Source organism: Rhodococcus sp. M8, from assembly GCF_015654185.1.
Lineage (GTDB): Bacteria > Actinomycetota > Actinomycetes > Mycobacteriales > Mycobacteriaceae > Rhodococcus > Rhodococcus aetherivorans.
The window spans coordinates 3,697,598-3,719,245 of record NZ_CP064065.1 but is presented as its reverse complement, the minus strand read 5'-3'; the positions used below and the strand labels follow the sequence as shown (position 1 = coordinate 3,719,245).

At 69.5% G+C, this 21,648-nt stretch carries 15 protein-coding genes; 10 read left to right on the top strand and 5 right to left on the bottom strand.

Annotated elements, in window-relative coordinates; genetic code table 11:
• Positions 1-101 precede the first annotated feature (101 nt).
• The 9 genes from ISO16_RS16855 to ISO16_RS16815 all read left to right on the top strand — a co-directional run bounded on the left by ISO16_RS16855 (position 102) and on the right by ISO16_RS16815 (position 14,272).
• Complete coding sequence (locus tag ISO16_RS16855) at positions 102-2,165, top strand: hydantoinase/oxoprolinase family protein (protein WP_072636726.1); 2,064 nt, start codon at positions 102-104, stop codon at positions 2,163-2,165.
• A complete protein-coding gene (locus ISO16_RS16850) occupies positions 2,162-4,123 on the top strand; it encodes a hydantoinase B/oxoprolinase family protein (RefSeq protein WP_072636725.1) in 1,962 nt (653 codons plus the stop codon). The genes ISO16_RS16855 and ISO16_RS16850 overlap by 4 nt, the downstream gene beginning before the upstream one ends.
• A gap of 157 nt (positions 4,124-4,280) precedes the next feature.
• A complete protein-coding gene (locus ISO16_RS16845; RefSeq protein WP_072636724.1) occupies positions 4,281-5,654 on the top strand; it encodes a purine-cytosine permease family protein in 1,374 nt (457 codons plus the stop codon).
• 171 nt (positions 5,655-5,825) lie between these two features.
• Complete coding sequence (locus tag ISO16_RS16840) at positions 5,826-7,295, top strand: amino acid permease (protein WP_072636723.1); 1,470 nt, start codon at positions 5,826-5,828, stop codon at positions 7,293-7,295.
• 160 nt (positions 7,296-7,455) lie between these two features.
• Positions 7,456-8,916 (top strand): class I adenylate-forming enzyme family protein, encoded by a 1,461-nt coding sequence (locus ISO16_RS16835; RefSeq protein ID WP_072636722.1) that lies wholly within the window; start codon positions 7,456-7,458, stop codon positions 8,914-8,916.
• A gap of 87 nt (positions 8,917-9,003) precedes the next feature.
• Entirely contained in the window at positions 9,004-10,803 is a 1,800-nt protein-coding gene (locus ISO16_RS16830) for a DUF3556 domain-containing protein (protein WP_072636721.1), read from the top strand.
• Positions 10,800-12,227 carry a phytoene desaturase family protein gene (locus tag ISO16_RS16825; protein ID WP_072636720.1) on the top strand — a complete coding sequence of 476 codons (1,428 nt, stop codon included), beginning with the start codon at positions 10,800-10,802 and terminating at the stop codon, positions 12,225-12,227. The genes ISO16_RS16830 and ISO16_RS16825 overlap by 4 nt, the downstream gene beginning before the upstream one ends.
• Entirely contained in the window at positions 12,220-13,515 is a 1,296-nt protein-coding gene (locus ISO16_RS16820) for a PucR family transcriptional regulator (RefSeq protein WP_072636719.1), read from the top strand. The genes ISO16_RS16825 and ISO16_RS16820 overlap by 8 nt, the downstream gene beginning before the upstream one ends.
• A gap of 37 nt (positions 13,516-13,552) precedes the next feature.
• The gene (locus tag ISO16_RS16815; RefSeq protein ID WP_072636718.1) at positions 13,553-14,272 is read left to right on the top strand and encodes a haloacid dehalogenase type II; all 720 of its coding nucleotides are present in this window, start codon (positions 13,553-13,555) and stop codon (positions 14,270-14,272) included.
• A gap of 52 nt (positions 14,273-14,324) precedes the next feature.
• On the opposite strand, the gene ISO16_RS16810 is transcribed toward ISO16_RS16815, so the two are convergent.
• From ISO16_RS16810 to ISO16_RS16795, 4 genes are all read right to left on the bottom strand, one after another.
• Positions 14,325-16,400 (bottom strand): PhoX family protein, encoded by a 2,076-nt coding sequence (locus ISO16_RS16810; RefSeq protein ID WP_072636717.1) that lies wholly within the window; start codon positions 16,398-16,400, stop codon positions 14,325-14,327.
• 193 nt (positions 16,401-16,593) lie between these two features.
• Positions 16,594-17,601, bottom strand: coding sequence for a VOC family protein (locus ISO16_RS16805; RefSeq protein WP_072636716.1), 1,008 nt, complete (start codon positions 17,599-17,601; stop codon positions 16,594-16,596).
• Positions 17,598-18,461, bottom strand: coding sequence for an alpha/beta fold hydrolase (locus ISO16_RS16800; protein WP_072636715.1), 864 nt, complete (start codon positions 18,459-18,461; stop codon positions 17,598-17,600). Before ISO16_RS16800 ends, ISO16_RS16805 begins: the two co-directional genes overlap by 4 nt.
• A complete protein-coding gene (locus tag ISO16_RS16795; RefSeq protein ID WP_072636714.1) occupies positions 18,458-20,056 on the bottom strand; it encodes a bifunctional 3-(3-hydroxy-phenyl)propionate/3-hydroxycinnamic acid hydroxylase in 1,599 nt (532 codons plus the stop codon). The genes ISO16_RS16800 and ISO16_RS16795 overlap by 4 nt, the downstream gene beginning before the upstream one ends.
• A gap of 149 nt (positions 20,057-20,205) precedes the next feature.
• Here ISO16_RS16795 and ISO16_RS16790 point away from each other — a divergent pair, with 149 nt between their 5' ends.
• Positions 20,206-20,832 carry a TetR/AcrR family transcriptional regulator gene (locus ISO16_RS16790; protein WP_072636713.1) on the top strand — a complete coding sequence of 209 codons (627 nt, stop codon included), beginning with the start codon at positions 20,206-20,208 and terminating at the stop codon, positions 20,830-20,832.
• A gap of 72 nt (positions 20,833-20,904) precedes the next feature.
• On the opposite strand, the gene ISO16_RS16785 is transcribed toward ISO16_RS16790, so the two are convergent.
• Positions 20,905-21,648 carry an amino acid ABC transporter ATP-binding protein gene (locus ISO16_RS16785; RefSeq protein ID WP_065923277.1) on the bottom strand — a complete coding sequence of 248 codons (744 nt, stop codon included), beginning with the start codon at positions 21,646-21,648 and terminating at the stop codon, positions 20,905-20,907.

The following is a 21,648-nucleotide window of genomic DNA, read 5'->3' as shown; positions in this document are numbered from 1 at the left end:
TGGGTGTGAAGATCTCCAACGATTCGGGGAACTCGATTCACTTTCTCCAATTGATGGCCCCGCGACCAGGCCGAATACTGAGTTCCACCCGACCCAGGAGTATGACGATGATCACATCCCGCAATCCCCACCTGCGCGTCGCCGTGGACGTCGGAGGCACCTTCACGGACGTGTGCATCTTCGACGAGAGCGCATCGACCACCCGCATCGCGAAGGTTCCCTCGACCCCGGACGATCCCATGCGCGCCGTGATCGACGGTGTGCGCACCGCGGGCATCGACCTGACCGAGGTGACCCTGTTCTCCCACGGCACCACCGTCGCGACCAACGCGCTCATCACCCGCAACTTCCCGCCCGCGGCCCTCGTCACCACCCGCGGGTTCCGCGACGTGCTCGAGATCCGCGACGGCACCAAGGACGAGTTGTGGGACACGTACGTCGACGTCGGCACCCCCTACATCCGCCGCCGTGATCGGTACGAGGTCACCGAACGCATCGACTACGCCGGCGAGGTCGTCACCCCGCTCGACGAGTCGGAGGTCCGGGAGATCGCCCGCATCCTGCGCCGCAAGAACATCAAGACCGTCGCGGTGTGCCTGATCAACAGCTACGTCAACAGCGCACACGAGCAGCGCGTGCGGGCACTGCTCGAGGCCGAGCTGCCCGACGTCACCGTCTCCACCTCCAGCGAGATCCTCCCCGAGATCTTCGAGTACGACCGCGCCTCCACCACCGTCGCCAACGCCGTGCTCGCACCCCTGGTCAGCGGGTACGTCAACCGGCTCGAAGCGCAGCTGCGCACCGACGGATACGACGGCGACCTGCTCCTGCTCCATTCCGGCGGGGGCTCGATGACCCCCGCGATGGTGGAGAAGTATCCCGTCCGGCTCGCCGCCTCCGGCATCGCCGCCGGCGCGATCGCCGTGGCCGACATCGCCACCCGCTGCGGATACCCCAACGCGATCGGCCTGGACATGGGCGGTACCAGCACCGACATCTCGCTCGTCTACGACGGCGAGGTCCGCACCACCAAGCAGTGGCAGGTCGAGTACGGCTTCCCCATCTCCTTCCCCAGCATCGAGGTGCTCACCATCGGCGCCGGCGGCGGATCGCTGGCCTGGCTCGACGAGGCAGGCTCGCTGCGCAACGGGCCGCAGTCGGCCGGCGCCTCCCCCGGACCCGCCTGCTACCTGCGCGGCGGCACCGAGCCGACGAACACCGACGCCAACGTGCTGCTCGGCCGCCTGGGCACCGCCCTCATCGGCGGCGGCCTCACCCTGGACGTGGCGGCCGCGGAGAACGCGATCAAGCAGAGCGTGGCCGGACCGCTCGGTCTCGACGCCGACACCGCGGCCAGCAACATCATCCAGGTGGCCAACGCCAACATGGCGGATGCGGTGCGGCTGTTGTCCATTCGGCGCGGCTACGATCCGCGCGACTTCGTCCTCGTCGTCTGCGGCGGCGCGGGCGCCCTGCACGGCGCGGCCCTCGCGAAGGAACTGTCCATTCCGACCGTCGTGGTGCCGCCCCATCCGGGCATCACCTCGGCGCAGGGGTGCCTGCTCGTCGACATCCGGCACGACCTGTCGGCCATGTTCCAGGGCCGCGTCGACGAGGTCGACACCACCGCGCTCGAGCGCGAATTCCTGCGGCTCGAGCAGGAGGGCACGCAGCGTCTCCGCCACGAGGGGGTCGAACCCGAACGGATGGTCCTCGATCGTCATATCAGCATGCGCTACGCGGGGCAGTGGCGTTCGCTCACCGTCGCGGCCGGCAGCGGCCCCGGCTTCCTCGCGGAGGCCGTCGAGCGGTTCCACGAGGAGCACGAACGGGACTACTCGTTCCGGCGCGACGACACACCCGTGGAGATCTACCAGATCGGGCTGCGCGCGGTGGGCACCACGCCGAAGCCGAACTTCCCGCGCACCTCCGAACCCACCACCGCGGAGCCGGCGCCCGTCGAGCGGCGCAACGTCTACTTCGACGAGGCGCGCGGCCGGCTCGACACCCCCGTCTTCGACCGCGACACACTGGAATTCGGTACGCGCATCCCCGGCCCGGCCGTGATCACCCAGCTCGACTCCACCACCGTCGTCCCCCCGGGGACCACCGCCACGATCGACGAGTGGGCGAACATCCGCATCGACATCCAGGAGACCCGATGACCACCACGTCCCCCACCCTCGATCCGGTCACCTTCGAGGTCCTCAAGAACGCGTTCGCCACCTCGGTCGACCTGATGTCCGAGCAGATCCTGCGCACCTGCTACTCGTTCGTCATCTACTCGCGGGACTTCTCCTCCGCGCTCTGCGACGCCGAGGGCAACACCGTGATGCAGGGCAGCCAGGACATCGCGGTCCACGTGGGCACCCTCCACTTCCAGTGCAAGGCCGTGCTCGAGGAATTCGGCTCCGACATCAACCCCGGCGACATCTTCATGGTCAACGACCCCTACCGGGGCGGCACCCACCTCAACGACGTCAGCTTCGTCCGGCCCATCTTCGCCGACGGCGTCCTCATCGCCTTCGCGCAGAACAAGGGGCACTGGGCCGACATCGGCGGCAGCGTCCCCGGGTCGTTCGACGTGACCGCCACCGAGCATTTCGGTGAGGGCCTGCGGATCACCCCGGTCCGGGTGTGGCACGAGGGCCGATTCCTGGCGGACGTTGCGAAACTGCTCGTCGCGAACACCCGGTCGCCGGAGATCAGCATGGGCGACCTGCACGCCCAGGCGGAGGCTACGGGCGTGTGTGAACGTGAAATCCACCGACTCGTCGACAAATACGGGCGCGGCACCGTCACCGACGCGATGCGCGAGGTCCAGGACTACGTCGAGCGCATCGTGCGCAGCCGGGTCGCCGACCTGCCGGACGGCACGTGGACCACCGAGGACTACCTCGACTCCGATCCCGCCCGGCCCGAGGGGCTCGTCCCGATCCGCGTCACCATGACGATCGAGGGCGACCAGCTCAGCTACGACCTGACCGGCAGCGCACCGGCGGTCGCCAGCTTCCTCAACAGCGGCTACGGCACCGCGTTCTCCGGGATCGTGGCGGGCACCAAGTCGTTCTTCCCCGACGTGCCGCTGAACTCGGGCCTGTACAACGCGATCCACACCGACCTCGGACCGGAGGGCACCGTCGTCAACGCGGGCTGGCCGCACGCGGTGACCGGGTTCTGCTCCGGTCCCTACGAGAAGATCATGAACGCGATCTTCGAACTGTGGTCGAAGGTCGTGCCCTCCCGCGCCATCGCGTGCTCGTTCAACCTCGAGTACCTGCTCGTCGGCGGCCGCGACGCCCGCACCGACGACCGGCCGTTCTTCATGTGGTACGACTGGATGGCCGGCGGCTGGGGCGGACGCAGCTCGAAGGACGGATCGAGCGCCACCGCACCGGTGTTCGGTATCGGCCTGGCCGTGCAGCCGTGCGAGGGGCAGGAACGCCTCACCCCCGTGCTGACCAGCGAGCACGCCATCATCACCGATTCCGGTGGGCCCGGGGAATACCGCGGCGGGTGCGGCCTGTCCAAGGGCGGCATCCTCACCGACAGCGACAGCAGCGTGATGTCGTACTGCTGTGACCGTTCCCGCTCGGTCACCTGGGGCATCGAGGGCGGCCTGCCGTCCATCCCGCACGGTGTGTGGCTCAACCGCGGCACCCCCGAGGAGCGCTTCCTCGGGTCCGTGTTCTCGAATGTGCCGGTCCAGTCCGGAGATTCGTTCGAGCGGCCGTCGGCGGGCGGTGGTGGCTACGGGGATCCGCTGCAGCGGGACCCGGACGCCGTGCTCGAGGACGTGATCGACGGATATGTCTCCGTCGAGCGCGCCGCCCTGGACTACGGCGTCGTCGTCGTGCCGGTGGACCCCGAGATCGACCGCTACGAGCTCGACCACGACGCCACCGAGCGCGTCCGCGAGGAGATCCGCGTGTCGCGCAAGGGCTGGCTCGACGAGGACCCCGAAGCCGTCGCCGGCCGCTACCGCAGCGGTGAGCTGTCCATGCTCGATCTCGTGCGCCGCTATGGCGTGATCGTCGACTGGGGCACCGGCGAGCTGCTGCCCACGACCACCGCCCAGTTCCGCGATCTGCTGCGGACCCGCTCCGTCGCACACTGGTCCTGAATCCCCGTTGTGGGGCAGTGACACCGCTGCCCCGCAACGGGTTTCGCGCTCTCCACCCTCCCTCGAAGCTCCCCTGCCGAACCTCCCGCCCCCGGTGCTGCGGGCGGTCGTGCGCCCCTGCGCCGGTTCGGATTCCCTCCCCCCGAGAGGCGACCCCATGTCCGATCACCTCACCGAATCTGCTCCCGGATCCCCCGCGGAGCGGGAAATCGTGCCCGAATCCGGGCGTCTGTCCCGCTGGTCGCTGACGATGGCCTGGTGGGCCATGTTCAGCGCCATGTTCTGGCTCTACATCGCGGTTGCCTCGGCCGGCGCGGTCGGGGTACCGGCCACCCTCGCCGGGATGGCCGCCTCCATCGCCACCTTCGGCGTCGTCAATCTGCTGCTCTCCCGCTATGCGATCCACACCGGCCTGTCCGTCGAGTTGCTGTCCCGGCGCATGTTCGGCGCCGTCGGCTCACTGCTCGCCCCGGCGCTGTTCGCGGCCACCGCGCTCTACTACGGGGTCTTCGAGGGTTCCATCGTCGCCGTGGCTCTGCAGGAGTACTTCGGCGGCGACATCAGGCTGTGGTACCTGCTCTGCACGGTGTACATGATTCCCGTGGTGATCGGGGGTGTCGCCGCGTGGCTCGACAAGCTCAACGGGATCCTGCTGCCGTTCTATCTCGTCGGCATGGTCGCCGTCGTGGTGGCCGCGACCGTGCGCCAGGGCTACCCCACCGGATGGCTCACCGCCACGGTGGCATCGGGTCCGCTTCCGGGCTGGCTCACCGCCTACCTCGTCTACATGGGCGTCTGGGTGCTGATGATGTACACCTTCGACTACGCGAGGCTCGGTCGCCGCACCGACGCCGCCTTCCACGGCACCGTCACCTTCGGCTGGGTGTTCTATGCGCTGACCTTCGGTGTGAACGGGCTCGTCGGCCTCTATCTCCTCGGCGCCTGGGACATCGCCGGAACCGAGACCGGCGTGGTCGAGGCGGTCGTCGGCTCCCTCGGCTTCGCGGGGGTGCTGCTGATCATCGTGTCCCAGACCCGCATCAACTCGGCCAACTTCTATCTCGCCTCCACCAACCTCCAGGTGTTCGTCCACCGGGCACTGCGCATCGACATGCCCCGAGCGGTGTGGGTGGTGGTCACCGCCGTGCTCGCATACCTGCTCATGCTCACCGACGTGCTGGGGTACCTGCTGCAGGCCCTCGCCTGGCAGGGCGTGCTGATCACCGCCTGGGTGGCGATCGCGGTGGTCTACGTGCTGCGGGATCGGGGCCACGCCATGCCCCGCACCGCGTCCGGTGGGGCGCTGGCGTGGCTGATCTCCTCGGTCGCCGGCATCGCGCTCACCGTGCAGGAGGTCAGCGCGACGTGGGCGCAGCTCGCCCCGGTGGTGACGGTGCTGCTGGCCGCGGGCAGCTACGTGCTGCTCACCCCGCGGGTGACGGATCGTGCGCCCTCGGAACCCGAGGCGGCGCAGGGGCCCGAAACGTCGCAGGCACCCGAGGCGGCGCCGGATGGGGCGCAGCCGGTCTGAATCCGGCGGACAATCGCCCCGACGGCGGGTGTGACCCACGATTGTGTACATCACGGACATGTCGTGGGTCACATCACGGCCATAGTGTTCTCCCATCCGAGCGACAGCGCCGCCGTAACGCCGGAACCGGCACACGACGGCGGCCGCACATCAGGTCTCGAAGGGAGTGCCGTGCATACCGATCCACCGGCCGAAAGGTCCGACACCCTGGGCCACGCGCTGAAGAAGCGCCATCTCACCATGCTGTCCATGGGAGGGGTGATCGGGGCCGGGTTCTTCGTGGGGATCAGCGCGATCATCGGTCAGGCCGGCCCCGGCGCCATCCTCACCTGCCTGATCTGTGGGCTCATCGTCTTCCTGGTCATGCGCATGCTCGGGGAGATGGCCGTCGCCAAGCCCTGCACCGGCTCGTTCACCGAATACGCCCGCGACGCCATGGGCAACTGGGCAGGCTTCGCCACCGGCTGGCTGTTCTGGTACTTCTGGGTGGTCGTCGTCGGGATCGAGGCCGTGGTCGGGGCCACCCTGCTCGCCCGCTGGCTCCCCGGCGTGCCGCTGTGGCTGATGGCCGCCGGCCTGCTGCTGATCATGACCGTCGTGAACCTGTTGTCGGTCGGCAACTTCGGCGAGGCCGAGTACTGGTTCGCCGGGATCAAGGTCGCGGTGATCATCGCGTTCCTCGTCCTGGCCGGTCTCTACGTGCTGGGCGTCTGGCCCGGGGCCGAGCTGTCCTTCGGCAACCTGACCGCACACGGCGGCTTCCTGCCCCACGGCTTCACCCCCGTCATGGTCGGGGTGGTCGCCGTCATCTTCTCGATGACGGGGGCCGAGCTCGTCACGATCGCCGCGGCCGAGTCGAAGGAGCCGGCCGCGGCGATCCGCCGGGCCACCAGCACCGTCGTGTTCCGGATCCTGGCGTTCTTCGTCGGCGCGACGTTCCTGCTCGTGACCATGCTGCCGTGGGACAGCTACGTCGTCGGCGAATCCCCGTTCGTGGCCGCCCTCGACGTCCTGGGCATCCCCGGGGCCGCCGAGATCCTCAACTTCGTGGTGCTGGTCGCCGTGCTCTCGTGCCTGAACTCCGGGCTCTACACCGCCTCGCGCATGCTGTTCGTGCTCGGTGCCCACCGCGACGCACCCGCGTGGATGACGGCCGTCAACTCCCGCGGTGTCCCGCTGAAGGGCGTGCTGTCGTGCACGTTCGTCGGATACGTGTGCATCGTTGCGGCCTACGTCTGGCCCGACACGATCTTCCTGTACCTGGTCACGTCGTCCGGTGCGATCTGCCTGTTCGTGTACATCATGATCTGCCTGTCGGAGCTGGTGCTGCGCCGCCGCTGGGAACGCACGTCGCCGGAGATCCTGCAGTTCCGGGTGTGGCTCTACCCGGTCCTGCCGGTCGTCGTCACGGCGGTCATCGTCGCGATCCTCGTCGGCATGTGGTTCACCGGCGCCCGCGCCGAACTGGTGCAGTCGCTGATCGCGCTCGCGGTCATCGTCGCCGCGTACCACCTCAAGACCCGGTACCTGCGCCGGCGCGGCGGCGAACGGACCGCTGCGCCCGAGGAGGCGGCACTGGCCCGGGCGATGCACGTCGCGGCGGCGCCGCAGCCCGCAGCCTCGGGCGATCCGGCCCCCTGACGATCCGTTCCGCGCCGCCGGCTGCCTTCCGCAGCCGGCGGCGCGGTGTTTGTGCTCGGAGGACAACACCCGGCCGGAACTCGAGCCCGCGAGGCCGTAGTCGGGACGTGATCCCCGTCACTACCGTTGTGGTCAGCCGAAGAGAAAAGGACCGACGGTAGTGACGATCGAATATCTGGTGTGGCACCGCGAATCGGACCGGCCCTGCGTGCGGGACGACGACCGGGAACTCACCTACGCCGAATTTGCCCGCAGAGTCGACGGTTTCGCGGCGCAACTCCAGCAGCACGGGATCGCTGCGGGTGACGTCGTCGCGGTGATGCTGCCGAACCGGGCCGAACTCCTCGTCGCCCTCATGGCGGCGTGGCGGCTGGGTGCGACCGCCACCCCCGTCAATCCCGCGTTCACCGCGACCGAGGCCGAGTACCAGATCGACGATGCGGGAGCCGCACTCGTCCTGGGCGCCGGTCCCGACGCCCCGTCGGGCGGCCGCCCGCTGATCCACGTGGACGACATGGCTACCGCCCCGCCGGCCGGATGGTCGGCCGGCGCCGATCCCCGTCCCGACGACACCGCCCTGCTGATCTACACCTCCGGCTCGACCGGCCGCCCGAAGGGCGTGCAGCTCGCCCACGCGAACCTGCAGTTCATGGCCGACTCGTTCCGCACGCATCTGCAGCTGACCGAGGCCGACCACTGCCTGCTGATCCTGCCGCTGTTCCACGTCAACGCGATCGCGGTCAGCTTCCTGGCGCCGATCCTGGCCGGGGCGCAGCTCAGCATCACCGGCAGGTTCTCCCCGGCCCGGTTCTTCGACGACGTGGCCCGGCTGCGGCCGACCTATTTCTCGGCCGTGCCCACCATCTACGCCCTGCTGGTCTCCCAGCCGCTGGACACCCCGGTGGACACCTCGTCGCTGCGCTTCGCGATCTGCGGCGCGGCCCCGATCTCGAAGGAACTTCTCGATCGGGTCGAGCAGCGCTTCGGCCTGGTCGTGGTCGAGGGCTACGGGCTCACCGAGGGCACCTGCGCGTCGGCGTGCAACCCGATCGACGGCCCCCGCAAGCTCGGCACCGTCGGCCCCGCGCTGCCCGGCCAGCAGATCGCCATCGCCGGACCCGACGGGCGGCACCTGCCGGCCGGTGTCACCGGCGAGGTGCTCATCAAGGGCCCCAACGTGATGCGCGGCTATCTCGGCCGGCCCGAGGAGACCGCCCGCACCGTCGTCGACGGCTGGTTGCACACCGGCGACGTCGGCCGGCTCGACGAGGACGGATACCTCACCCTCGTCGACCGCATCAAGGACATGATCATCCGCGGCGGGGAGAACCTGTATCCCAAGGAGATCGAGAACGCCCTCGCCACGCACCCCGCTGTCCTCGAGTCCGCCGTGATCGGCGCGCCGCACGAGGTGTACGGCGAGGTTCCCGTCGCGTACGTCGTGACCTATCCCGAGCGGACCGTCACCGACTCCGAACTGCTCGCCCACGTCGCCGAGCGGCTGACGAGGGTCAAGGTGCCCGCCGAGGTGCGCGTCGTCGCCGCCCTGCCGCGCAACCCCGTCGGCAAGATCGACAAACCCGGCCTGCGGCGCAGCCACGGTGCTCCCGTGCACGCCTGACCGCTCCCGAGGACACCACACGCTCCACCCCGACTCGCCGGCCCCGGGCCGGTGGGGCGGCAATCCCTACCCGAAAGGCGAATTCCCATGGGTTTCAAGACCGGCCACTTCCCGGAAGTGGACCCCGCCACGTTCCGCGACCTCCCGTTCCGGGATCGGTTGCGGGCCATGTCGACCCACTGGGTCGACTACGGATTCGGCACGCCGAAAATGGTGCACACCGTCTACATTCTCAAGCTGCTGTTCCTCTACATCGGCGCCGGCACCGCCCTGGCGACGCTGACCTCGGGCCTGTCGTGGCTCGACGTCTCGTCGTGGTGGAACCAGCCGATCGTCTACCAGAAGCTGATCCTGTGGACCGTGCTGCTCGAGGCGCTCGGTCTCGCCGGGTCGTGGGGTCCGCTCGCCGGGCACTTCAAGCCGATGACCGGTGGCTTCCGGTACTGGCTCAAGCCCGAGACGATCCGGCTCCCACCGTGGCCGGGCAAGGTGCCCGGCACGTCCGGTGACCGCCGCACCGTCGGCGACGTGGCGCTCTACGCCCTTCTGCTCGTCAATCTGATTGTCGCCGTGGTTCTTCCGGGTGTGCATACCGCCTCCGTCGACGCGCTCGTCGCCGACAACGCCGGCCTCGTCCGCCCCGCGGTCGTGGCGCCGCTGATCGTGCTGCTGATCGTGATCGGCCTGCGGGACAAGGTCATCTTCATCGCCGCCCGCAGCGAGCAGTACCTGCCGGCGATGGTGTTCTTCACCTTCCTGCCCTTCGTCGACATGATCGTGGCCCTCAAGCTGCTCATCGTCACCGTCTGGGTCGGCGCCGGCGTCTCCAAGTTCGGCCGCCACTTCGCCATGGTGGTCCCCCCGATGATCAGCAACACCCCGTGGATGCTGTCCAAGCGGGTCAAGCGCATGCACTACCGCAGCTTCCCGAACGACCTGCGGCCCTCGCACCTCGGCAGCGGCGTCGCCCACGTCCTCGGCACGTTCGTCGAGATCGTCACCCCGCTGGTGCTGCTGTTCTCCACCAACCGCACGCTCACGCTGCTCGCGGTGCTGCTGATGGTGGCGTTCCACTTCTTCATCGCCTCGACGTTCCCGCTCGCGGTGCCGCTGGAATGGAACCTGCTGTTCGCCTACGCCACGGTCTTCCTGTTCTGGGGCTTCCCCGCCTGGGACGGCTACGCCGTGACCGACATGTCGTCGCTGTGGCTGGCGGGCGCGATCACCGCCGCGCTGTGCTTCTTCCCGGTCCTCGGCAACCTGCGCCCCGACCTGGTCTCGTTCCTGCCGTCGATGCGGCAGTACGCCGGCAACTGGGCCTCGGCCACCTGGGCGTTCGCCCCGGGTGCGGAGGAGAAGCTGAACCGGCACATCGTGCGGGCCGCCGAGAACACCCGCACCCAGCTGCTCGCGACCTACCCCGCCGACGTCGCGGACGTCGTGATGCACCAGCTCCTGGGCTGGCGGTCCATGCACAGCCAGGGCCGGGCGCTGATCTCCCTGATGATGCGCCACCTCGGGGACGACATCGACACCTACGATCTGCGCGAGGCCGAGTTCTCCTGCAACTCGATCGTCGCCTTCAACTTCGGTGACGGGCACCTGCACAACGAGCACCTGATCGCCGCGATCCAGCGGCGCTGCAACTTCGCGCCCGGCGAGTTCGTCGTCGCCTGGATCGAATCCCAGCCGATCCACAAGGGCACCCAGGAATACAAGGTGATCGACGCGGCCCTCGGCGTGATCGAACGCGGCACCTACAGGGTCGCCGACGCCGTCGCCGAGCAGCCCTGGTTGCCCAACGGGCCCATCCCGTTCGACGTGCAGTGGACAATGGACCGCGAGGGCGCCCACCGGGCAGCCGCACAGCGGGAGGTCACAGCGTGAGTACGGCGGTCGTGGTCGGTAGCGGACCCAACGGGCTCGCTGCCGCCGTCCACCTCGCCCGCAGCGGCGTGGACGTCCAGGTTCTCGAGGCAGCCGACGAGATCGGTGGCGGCACCCGCTCCGGCGAGCTCACCGTCCCCGGCCTGGTCCACGACCACTGCTCCGCCTTCCACCCCATGGGTGCCGGCTCCCCCTACCTGCAGACCCTCGGCCTCGATCGCTACGGGCTGCGGTGGCGGTGGCCGGAGATCGACTGCGCCCATCCCCTCGACGGGGGCGAGGCAGCCCTGCTGCACCGATCCCTCGACGTCACCGCGGCCGGCCTCGGCGAGGACGGCCCGCGGTGGCGGCGGATGTTCGCCGACCTCGCAACCGGGTTCGACGGGCTCGCCGCGGACCTGATGCGGCCGGTGCTCAACGTCCCGCGGCACCCGCTGCGGCTGGCGGCGTTCGGGCCCCGGGCCCTGCTGCCCGCCACGGCCTCGGCCCGCTGGTTCCGCACCCCCAAGGGACGTGCCCTGTTCGGCGGGGTCGCCGCTCACGCCTACCACCGGCTGGACCGGCCCGCCACGTCCGCCGTGGGTCTGATGATCACCGCCGCCGGCCATCGCTACGGGTGGCCGGTGGCGGAGGGCGGCTCCGCCGCGATCGCGCGGGCACTGACCGCGCAGCTCGCGGAGCACGGCGGCAAGGTGCACACCGGGGTCCGGGTCCGCCGTGCCGCGGATCTGCCGCCCGCGGACGTCGTGCTCCTCGACGTCGCCCCCGAGGCCGCCCTCGGCATCCTGGGCGACGCGGTACCCGCGCGGATCGCCAAGGCCTACCGCAGGTTTCGCCACGCTCCCGGAGCCTTCAAGGTCGACTTCGCGATCGACGGTCCCGTTCCGTGGGCCGACCCGGAATGCGGGAAGGCCGGCACCGTCCACCTCGGCGGCGAGTTCGCCGAGATCGCCCGGGCCGAACGGGACGTCGCGACGGGACGCATGCCGGAGCGGCCGTTCGTGCTGCTCGGCCAGCAGTACGTCGCCGACCCGACCCGCTCCCGCGGCTCCGTGCATCCGCTCTACGCGTACGCCCACGTCCCAGCCGGCTACACCGGCGACGCGACGGACGCGATCGTCGCCCAGATCGAGCGGTTCGCCCCGGGGTTCCGGGACCGCATCGTCGCCACCGCGGTCACCGCGCCCGCCGACCTCGCGCGACAGAACCCCAACCAGGTCGGCGGTGACATCATCGGCGGCGCCAACGCCGACCTGCAGGTGGTGTTCCGGCCGCGAATTGCTCTGGACCCCTACAGCACCGGGGTTCTCGGGGTCTACCTGTGCTCGGCCTCGACCCCGCCCGGGGCGGGCGCGCACGGGATGTGCGGCTACAACGCCGCGGAATCGGCGCTGCGGCACCTGCGGAGCGCCGGCCGTGGCTGAGCCGGTGGTCTCGGGGCGGTCGACGGGCGCACCGTCGGCCGCCGACGAGGTTCAGCGCGTCGTCGCCGAGGTCGCGCGCCGGTTCGACGCCCGCCAGCGGGAGATCACCCGTTCCATGACCGCGATGATGGCGCGGGAGATCGCTCACCTCGACGAGGATCCGCATCTCGTCGAGCTGCTCGAGGCGAGCGTGCACGGCAACATCGCGACGATCATCCACGTGCTCACCAACGAGATCCCCGCCGAACACCTCCAACCCACCACGGCGGCAGTGGAATATGCGTTGCGGCTGGCGCAGCGCGACGTGCCGTCGCACTCGCTCGTCCGTGCGTACCACATGGGACAGAACGACCTCATGCGGCTGTGCTTCGACGAGGTGCGATCGATGAACCTCCCGCCGCAGGTGACACTCGACGTCATCGAGCACATCTCCGCGGTGGTCTACCGGTACATCGACTGGATCACCCTGTACGTGTTCGACGCGTACGAGAAGGAACGGCGCCGGTGGTCGGCCGTGCGCGGCAACGTGCACTCCGCCCTCATCCACGGCCTCGTCGACGGATCCGAAACCGACGTCGCGGCGTTCGAGGCGGAGACCCGGTACCGGCTCGACCGCTGTCATGTCGGGGTGATCGTCTGGACGACAACCGAATCCGCGGACGGCGCGATCAATCCCCTGGACCGGCTGGTGCGCGCGGTGGCGGTGCACCTCGGGTCGGATGCCCCGCCGATCCTCACCGCCATCGACCGGCGCACGGTGTGGGCGTGGCTCCCGTTCGATCGGCGCCGGCCGACGATCGACACGGCGGCACTCGACGCCGTCGTGCGCTCCCATCCGGCCGGCCGTCTCGCGGTGGGCCTGCCCGGTTCCGGCCTGACCGGTTTCCGACGCTCGCACGAGCAGGCCCAGGCGGCGTATTCGATTGCGGTGGCCCAGGCCACGTGCACCCGGCGGGTCGTCGGTTTCGGGGACCGCGGCGTCGCGGTGGTGTCGCTGCTCGCCCGCAACCTCGACGCCGCGCGCGCGTGGGTGGGCGAGATCCTCGGTCCGCTCGCCGACGACACCGAGCAGGCCGCGATGCTGCGGGTCACCCTCGGCACCTACTTCGCCACCGGTGAGAGCCACCTCCACACCGCCGAGCGGCTGAACCTGCACCGCAACACCGTCAAGTACCGGATCAACAAGGCGCTCGGCGATCCGACCAGCGCACCCGCGGTGCACGACAAGCTGGACATCGCGTTGGCGCTGCAGGCGTGCGAGTTCCTCGGGGCGGCGGTGCTGCGCTGACGCGCACCGGATCGGCGGTTCTGGGAGGATGCGGCGTATGAGCATCTCCGGGGTGAAGGCACTGGTCTTCGACGTGTTCGGCACTGTGGTGGACTGGCGCACCAGCATCGCGCGGGAGGCGGCGCCCCTGCTGGCCCGCTACGACGAGTCGATCGACCCGCTCGTGTTCGCCGACGCCTGGCGGGCTCGTTACCAGCCGGCGATGCAGGCGGTGCGAGCCGGTACCCGGCCGTTCGTGCGGCTGGACGTGCTGCACCGGGAGAACCTGGACGAGGCCCTGCGTGCGGTCGACATCGACCCGGCCGCCGTGCCGGGGGCCGAGCTCGATCGGCTCAATCTCGCCTGGCACCGGCTCGATCCGTGGCCCGACGCCGTCGAGGGACTGACCCGGCTGAAGCAGCGTTTCGTCGTCGCGCCGCTGTCGAACGGCAACATCGGCATGATGGTGGACATCGCCAAACGGGCCGGTCTGCCCTGGGACGCCGTCCTCGGTGCCGAGGTCGCGCGCGCCTACAAGCCCATGCCGGAGGCGTATCTGCGCACGGCCGAGGTGCTCGGCCTGGAACCGGGCGAGGTGTGCATGTGTGCCGCCCACAACGAGGACCTGGCGGCCGCGCGGGCCTGCGGCCTGAGGACCGCATTCTTCGCGCGACCCGGCGAGCACGGCCCGGCCCAGACCACGGATCTGCATGCGGAACAGGACTGGGACGTGATCGCCGACGACATGATCGACCTCGCCCGCCGCCTCGGCGCCTGACGGCACCCGTGCGCGCTTCTGGTAGCGGCTACTACCAGAAGCGCGCACGGGGTCAGGCGCCGATCAGGCCGTCGGACTTCCAGGCCGCGACGACGGCCGGGCGCGGTTGGGCGGTGCCCCCGTCGGGCCAGTGCGACGACGGGGCGTCCCACGTGGCGTCGTCGGTCTCGCCCGGGTGCTGCACGCACACCACGACGCGGTTCTCCTGCACGATCGGCCCGCACGTCTCCGCGCCGACGGGGACGGTGAGGAACTGCCGGGTTTCGCCGCGGCGCGGACCGTCGAGCACGACGCTGAACAGCCCGTCGTTGGACTTCAGCGCGTTGCCGTCGGTGGAGATCCACAGGTTGCCGTGCGGGTCGAACGCCAGGTTGTCCGGGCACGAGATCGGGCTGACCTGAGCCTTGTCGAAGCCGCCGAAGTAGGTGTCGGCGGCCTCCGGGTCGCCGCAGACCAGCAGCAGGTTCCACGTGAACGACGTGCCCGCGTGGTCGTCATCGAGTTCGAGCACCTGCCCGTTCTTGTTGTTGTTGCGGGGGTTCGCCACGTCGGCCGCGGTCTTGCCCTCCTCGCCGCGCTTGGAGTTGTTGGTCAGCGCCACGTAGATCTTGCCGGTGACCGGGTTCGGTTCGAAGTCCTCGGGCCGGTCCATCTTGGTGGCCCCGACCTTGTCCGCGGCCAGGCGGGTGAACACGGCGACCTCCTCGGCGGTCATGCCGTCGACCAGGGACTCGCCGCGGCCGTCCTCGGCGGTGCGCAGCAGCGGGATCCACTCCCCCGTACCGGTGAACGTGCCGGAGGCGGGAAGCATACCGCTGCCGTCGATCTCGTCCGGCGCATCACCGGTCAGCTTGGCCACGTACAGGGTTCCGGCGTCGAGCAGCGTCATGTTGTGCCGCATCGCGGCCTGCGACGTGCCGCTCTGCATCGTCCGGGAGGAGACGAACTTGTACATGTAGTCGAAGCGTTCGTCGTCGCCGCTGTAGGAGACGACGGTGCCGTCGCCGGTGACGTGGATCGTCGCGGCCTCGTGCTTGAACCGGCCGAGCGCGGTGTGCTTGACCGGCACGGACGTCGCGTCCCACGGGTTCACCTCGACGACCCAGCCGAACCGGTTGACCTCGTTGGGGGTAGCGACGATGTCGAAGCGCGGGTCGAAGCGCTCCCACAGCCGTTCCGAGGCGCCGCCCTCGAGGCCGTACCGGGCCAGTCGCTCGGCAGCCACGGGATCGGTGATGTTCTCGGCGTTCGCGAAGTACTGGTTGAAGTTCTCCTCGCCGGAGAGCACGGTGCCCCACGGGGTGAGCCCGCCGGCGCAGTTGTTCAGGGTGCCGAGCACGCGGGTTCCGGTGGGGTCGGCGGCGGTCTTGACCAGGTCGCTTCCGGCGGCGGGACCGGTGAGGGCGAACTCGGTCAGGCCGGTGATCCGGCGGTTGTACGGGCCGAATTCGGGTGTGAGGCGCCCGGATCCGGCCTCGCCCTTGACCTGCACGACGGACAGCCCGTGGTTGGCCCAGCCGATGCGCACCTGCTCCTCGGTGGGGTTCTCGGCGTCGTAGCCGGCGAACATGAACGGCTCGGACGTGTACTCGTGGTTGACCACCAGCAGGTAGGTGTTCGGCACGCCGTCGACGGGCAGCAGCCCGGCGAAGTCGTTGTTGTAACCGAACTGCTTCTCCTGCGCGGCCGCGGTCTGGTTGCCGATGTCGAAGGCCGGCGCGTCGGGCAGCACCGGGTCACCCCAGCGGATCACGACGGCCTGGTCGTAGCCCTCGGGGACGGTCACGGCGTCGTCGGTGTTCGGCGCGACGGCGGTGAAGTCGGTGCCGGTGGGCACGGGGCCGAGGTCCGCCGGGCCCGACGTCGTGGTGCCGCCGGTGCTGCCCGCGTCGTCGGAACACGCGGCGAGCACGCCGCCCGCACCGACCGCGAGAACCGCCATCGCTCCGCCGCGCAGCACGCCGCGCCGGGTCAGGGCGGTGCGCACGATGTCGCCGAAGTACTCGCCCCCGGAGGTGTTGGGCACCGCGTGGGAACACGCGTTGCCGCACTTGTAGCGGCAGGTGACGGCGGCGCGCGACGATGTGCCGTCGTGCGTGACGATCAGCGGCAGGGGCTTCGGACTCACAGGTACTCCCTCGTCGAATCGGTTCAACGCGGGCACCGTAGGAGACCGAAACCAGGTAAAGGGAACGAGAAGGTGAACGGGCGGTGAGCCCGCCCCTCGGCACATCCGCGCCCCGCCCGGTCAGCCGCGACCTCGGACTGCTGTCGCGACCGACCGGGAATCGTGCGGATGCGGAACCCCCACCGAGGAGCGATCAGTCGTCGGCGATTCCGGTTTCGCTGAGCGCGGGGACGGTCTGCTCGGAGCGGCGCAGCGACAGTGCGGCCGTCTTGAACTGGGCCAGCTTGTCGACGACGGTCTGCCCCTCGGGGGTGTGGCCCCAGATGCTGATGCCGCGGTGCGTGGTCGGCTCCCAGGTGGATTCGTCGACCACGATGGGGTTCCAGCCGACCTCCCACTCGAACCCGGACGGTGTGCGAGCGTAGTAGGACAGCTCGCGATCGTTTGTATGCTGGCCGACGCCGAGGGCCATGTCGAAGCCGAGTTCCTTGACACGCTGGTAGGACCGAGTCATGTCGTCGAGCTCGGTGACCTGGATGTTCAGGTGCTGGATCCGGGTGCGGACCGGGTCGACGGCAAGACCGCGCACCGCGGCGATCGCCACCGAGTGGTGGCGTTCGTTGACGCGCAGGAAGCGGATCGCGAGTTTGGCACCGCTGATGGTTTCGTCGATGTAGTCGGACAGCCGGGCGTCGAAGACGGTGCCGTAGTAGCCGTGCAGCGTGTGCGGCCGGGTCGAGGTGATCGCGACGTGTCCCATTCCCGATGCGCCGGTGACGAATCCGGCGTTGCTCATCGCCAGCGGCGTGGTGGTGGTGCGGGCGCGGGTGAAGATCTCCTGGTCGATGCCCTTCGGCCCGGGGAAACGCAGCAGGCGTTCGACGCCGCGCAGGGCCGCCTCCTCGTCGGTGCCTTCGGTGACCGGGACGCCGCGGTCGCGCACCCGGGCGACGATCCGGTCGAACGATCCGTGATCGTCGATCTCCCAGCCCAGGGCGGTGACGTCCTCCGCGTCGCCGCGTTGCAGCAGGAACCGGCATTCGTGGTCGTCGAGCCGAAATCGCATGGCCTGGGCGGAAAGCCGGTCGGCGTGCAGGCCGATCGCGTCGCGGCCGAAGCGGTGCCAGTCGGCGAACTTGTTCGTTTCGATGACGACGTAACCGAGGTGGACGGAGCCGAAGAGTGAGTCCGTGGTGGTCATCGGGTGCTCCCGGTGAGGAAGGCCGTGGTGACGGCGTTGAAGAAGTCGGCGCGTTCCCACTGCACCCAGTGGCCGGTGTTCGCGGCGAGCAGCAGGTCGCAGTTGGGCATGGTGTGTGCCAGCATGCGGCCACCACTCGGACGATTGACCTTGTCGTCGGCGCCCCAGATCACCAGCGTGGGGGTGGCGAGCCGGCGCAGTCGCCGGTCGCGGGTGAAGTCCATGCCCCACAGCGTGCGCAGGGCGCCGGGCCCGGAGGGACGGCGCAGCGGCGGATCGGCCACCACGGCCGGATCGATGCTCGACCGGTAGCGTTCGTCGATCACCTCGTCGGGTACGGTGGCCCCGTCGAAGACCAGGTACTTGCGAATGAAGCCTTCGAGCTTGTCGCGTGAGGGACCGTCGCCGGTGTAGTACGACAGCAGCGATTGCAGGCCGGGAGTGGGCAGCCCGCGCGTGGTGCCGATGCCACCGGGGCCCATGAGCACCATCTTCTCGACCCGTTCCGGGGTGTCGAGAGCCAGGCGGAGGGCGCAGGCACCGCCGTAGGAGTTGCCGACCAGGTGGGCACGGCCGAGGTTCAGGGCGTCGAGCAGTCCGCGGATGTTGTCGGCGAGGTAGCCGAACGGATCGGACCGGTCGACGCCCTTGCTCGAGCGTCCGTAACCGGGCAGGTCCGGCACGATCACCCGGAACTTCCGGGCGAGCTCGTCGATGTTGCGGGAATAGTTGGACACCCCGGAGGCGCCGGGCCCGCCGCCGTGCAGCAGTAGTACCGCCGGCCCTTCTCCGGTTTCGGCGAAGAAGATGTCCTTGCCGGCGACGGTCACGGTGCGTTCGGTCAGCGCTGTGCGGGTCATGCGAGGGTCTCCGTTTCCTCGGAAAGGCGAATGGATGGGGCGGCTTTCATTCCCGGCGGGGGCGGCGCCAGGTTGGTGTCGGGTCCGGCGGCGGCGTAGACGACCCCGTCCGGCCGCAGGGCCAGGACGGTGGCACCCTTGGCGCGCATCCACCGGATCAGGGTGCCGTTCGTGTCGACGACGGTGTCGGCGGCCGGGGCGGCGCCGGGACCGGCCAGGCGCACGGTCGGTACGCCGGCGGTGCGCCAGCCGGGCCACGAGTCCGGCGAGCCGACATGCAGGATCGTCCATCGCCCACCGAGCACGTCGTCGAGGCGTTCGAGGCTGCCCTTCTCGTCCAGCACCCACGGCTGCGGTACGAGCCATCCCACCGCCGCCGACGCGACCGCCTTCGGGCCGGCCAGCAGGCCTCGGGGGTAGAAGGCGTCCGGGATCCACCGATTGTCGCGTAGCCATTCGGGAATCCCCGGTACCCGCATGGCAATCCGGAAGAACCGATCACGCACGGCCGCGAGTACAGGGTGCCGCTGGGTGATGAGCCGGCCCACCTTGACCGCGCGGTCGGTCACCTCCCGCACATGGGGCAGGCGTTCCAGTTGATAGCTGTCGAGGATCGATTCGGGCAGGGTGCCGTCGAGCACTGCGGCGAGCTTCCAGCACAGGTTTGCCACGTCGCGCACCCCGGCGGACATGCCCTGGCCGATCCACGGCGGCATCGCGTGGGCGGCGTCGCCGGCGAGGAAGACCCGGCCGACGCGCCAGCGGTCGGCGAAGCGCACGTGGTGGCTGTAGACGACTGCGCGGAGAATCCTCACCTGCGTATCGGTGATGCCCTGGTTGTTGAGTACGCGCCAGATCGCTGCGTCGGTGACCAGTTCGTCCTCGTCCTCGTCGTCGCGGACCGGGAATTCCCACCGGTGGTGTCCGAGCGGTGTCGGGCAGTCCACGGTCGGACGGTCGGGGTTGCAGTGGAACCGGAGCCGATCGTGGCCCGGCCACTCCTGCAGCACCTTCGTATCGATGACCACCCACCGTTCGGCGTAGGTCCGGCCCTCGTAGCCGATCCCGAGCTGAGCACGGGTGGGGCTCGCGCCACCGTCGGCGGCGATCACGTAGGACGCACGCACGCGTTCGAAGGCGTCGTTCCGTAGATCGGCCAGCATCAGCTCGACCCCGGTCGCGTCCTGGAGGACCCGCAGGCACTCGTGCTCGAGCAGGACATCCACGTTGGGGAATCGTTCGACCCCGCCGCGCAGCACCTTCTCGAGTGCGGGCTGGTAGATGAACTGCTGAGGCGGGTGACCGGATCCGTGGGACACCGGTGCGATCTCCGTGAACGGTGCGCCGTTCGCGTCGACGAAGGTAGCGGCGTTGCCGGCGAGCATGTCCTCCTGCAGGCGGTCCGCCAGGCCGACCTGCTGCCAGATTCGCAGCACCTCCTCGTCGGTGGAGATTGCCCTCGCCCTGCCGTAGATATCCGGATTGCGCTCGATCACAAGCACTTTCAATCCGATCTGACCGAGGATGTTCGCGGCGGTCACGCCGGTGGGGCCGTAGCCGATGACGGCGACGTCGTAGTGCGGGATGTCGGTCACGTCGAGACCTCTCGTCGAGCGGGGAAGGGTGTCGATCGGCGGGGTGGAATCCGGCCGCCGAAGATCAGGGATTGTTCCTGTAGTGGTCACTACAGTAAGCTGGCGTGCAGTGTGAGTCAATACACACCGTCGCAACCTGAGGAGCGCTCGTGGACGAGCAGAAGAGGACCCGGCAGCGCCGCGCGAACGGCGAGGAGTCCCGTCGCCGGATTCTGGACGCCGCCGTGGAGGTCGCCGCCGAGCGCGGCTACGAGGGCACCAGCATTGCGCTGGTGAGCAAGAAGTGCGGTCTGCCCGCGAGCTCGATCTACTGGCATTTCAAGGACAAGGACGAGCTGATCGCCGCGGTGATCGAGCGCAGTTTCGACACCTGGCTGTCCGGGTGGACCGTACCGGACGGCGACGACCCACGCGAGCGCATCGTGGCCCTGGCGATGCAGGTCGCGAAGACGCTGTTGGATTCACCGGACTTCCTGCGGCTGGGGCTGATGCTCACCCTCGAGCGGCGCCCGGTCGAACCGAGCGCCCGCACAATGTTCTTGCAGGTGCGTGAGCAAGCACGCCTCCGCCTCGTCGACGCAATCCGCGACCTCGCGCCCGGCCTGTCGGACGGCTCGGTCGCCCTGCTGACCACGTACGCGATGGCCGGCGCCGACGGGCTGTTCATCGCCAAGGAGATCGGCGGCGACAGCGTCGATCTCGTCGCCCTGTTCGAACTACACGCCCATTCGCTCTACGACGCGGCGCAGCGGTTGAGCACTTCCGAAGGAGGCTGACCTCGCGCACCGCGCCGGTGCGTCCTTTGGGCGGCTGGGGCAACCCGAAGGACGCACCGGCCGCGGAGCGGCCTACAGCACCTGCGACAGGAACTGCTGCAGTCGTTCGGTCTTCGGGGCATCGAAAAGTTCGTCGGGGGGACCGGTTTCCACGACCGCGCCGTGGTCCATGAACACCACCGTGTCCGACGCCGAGCGGGCGAAGCCCATCTCGTGGGTGACGACCACCATCGTCATGCCGCCGGACGCGAGATCGGCCATCAGGGCGAGGACCCCTTTGACCAGTTCCGGGTCGAGCGCCGAGGTGGCCTCGTCGAAGAACATCACCTGCGGGGCCATCGCGAGCGCGCGGGCGATCGCGACGCGCTGCTGCTGCCCGCCGGACAGGTTGCCGGGACGGGAGTCGGCCTTGTGCTTCAGGCCGACGAGATCGAGTTGTTCGAGGGCGAGCGCGCGGGCCTGCTCCTTCGACAGCCCCTTGAGCTTGCGGGGGCCGAGCGCGATGTTCTCGGCCACCGTCTTGTGCGGGAAGAGGTTGAAGTGCTGGAACACCATCCCGATCCGCTGCCGCAGCTCGTCGGGGTTGTCCTTCAGCACCGAGCGGTCGTCGAGGAGGATGTCGCCGGCGTCGGGTTCGTGCAGCCGGTTGAGCACGCGCAGCAGGGTCGACTTGCCCGAGCCGGACGGGCCGATGACGGTGACGGTCTTGCCGGCGTCGACGTGGATGTCGACGCCGCGCAGCACCTTGTTGGTGCCGAAGGCCAGGTGCAGTCCGGTCCCGGTGAGGGACACGCTGTCCCGGATGGTGGTCGGCAT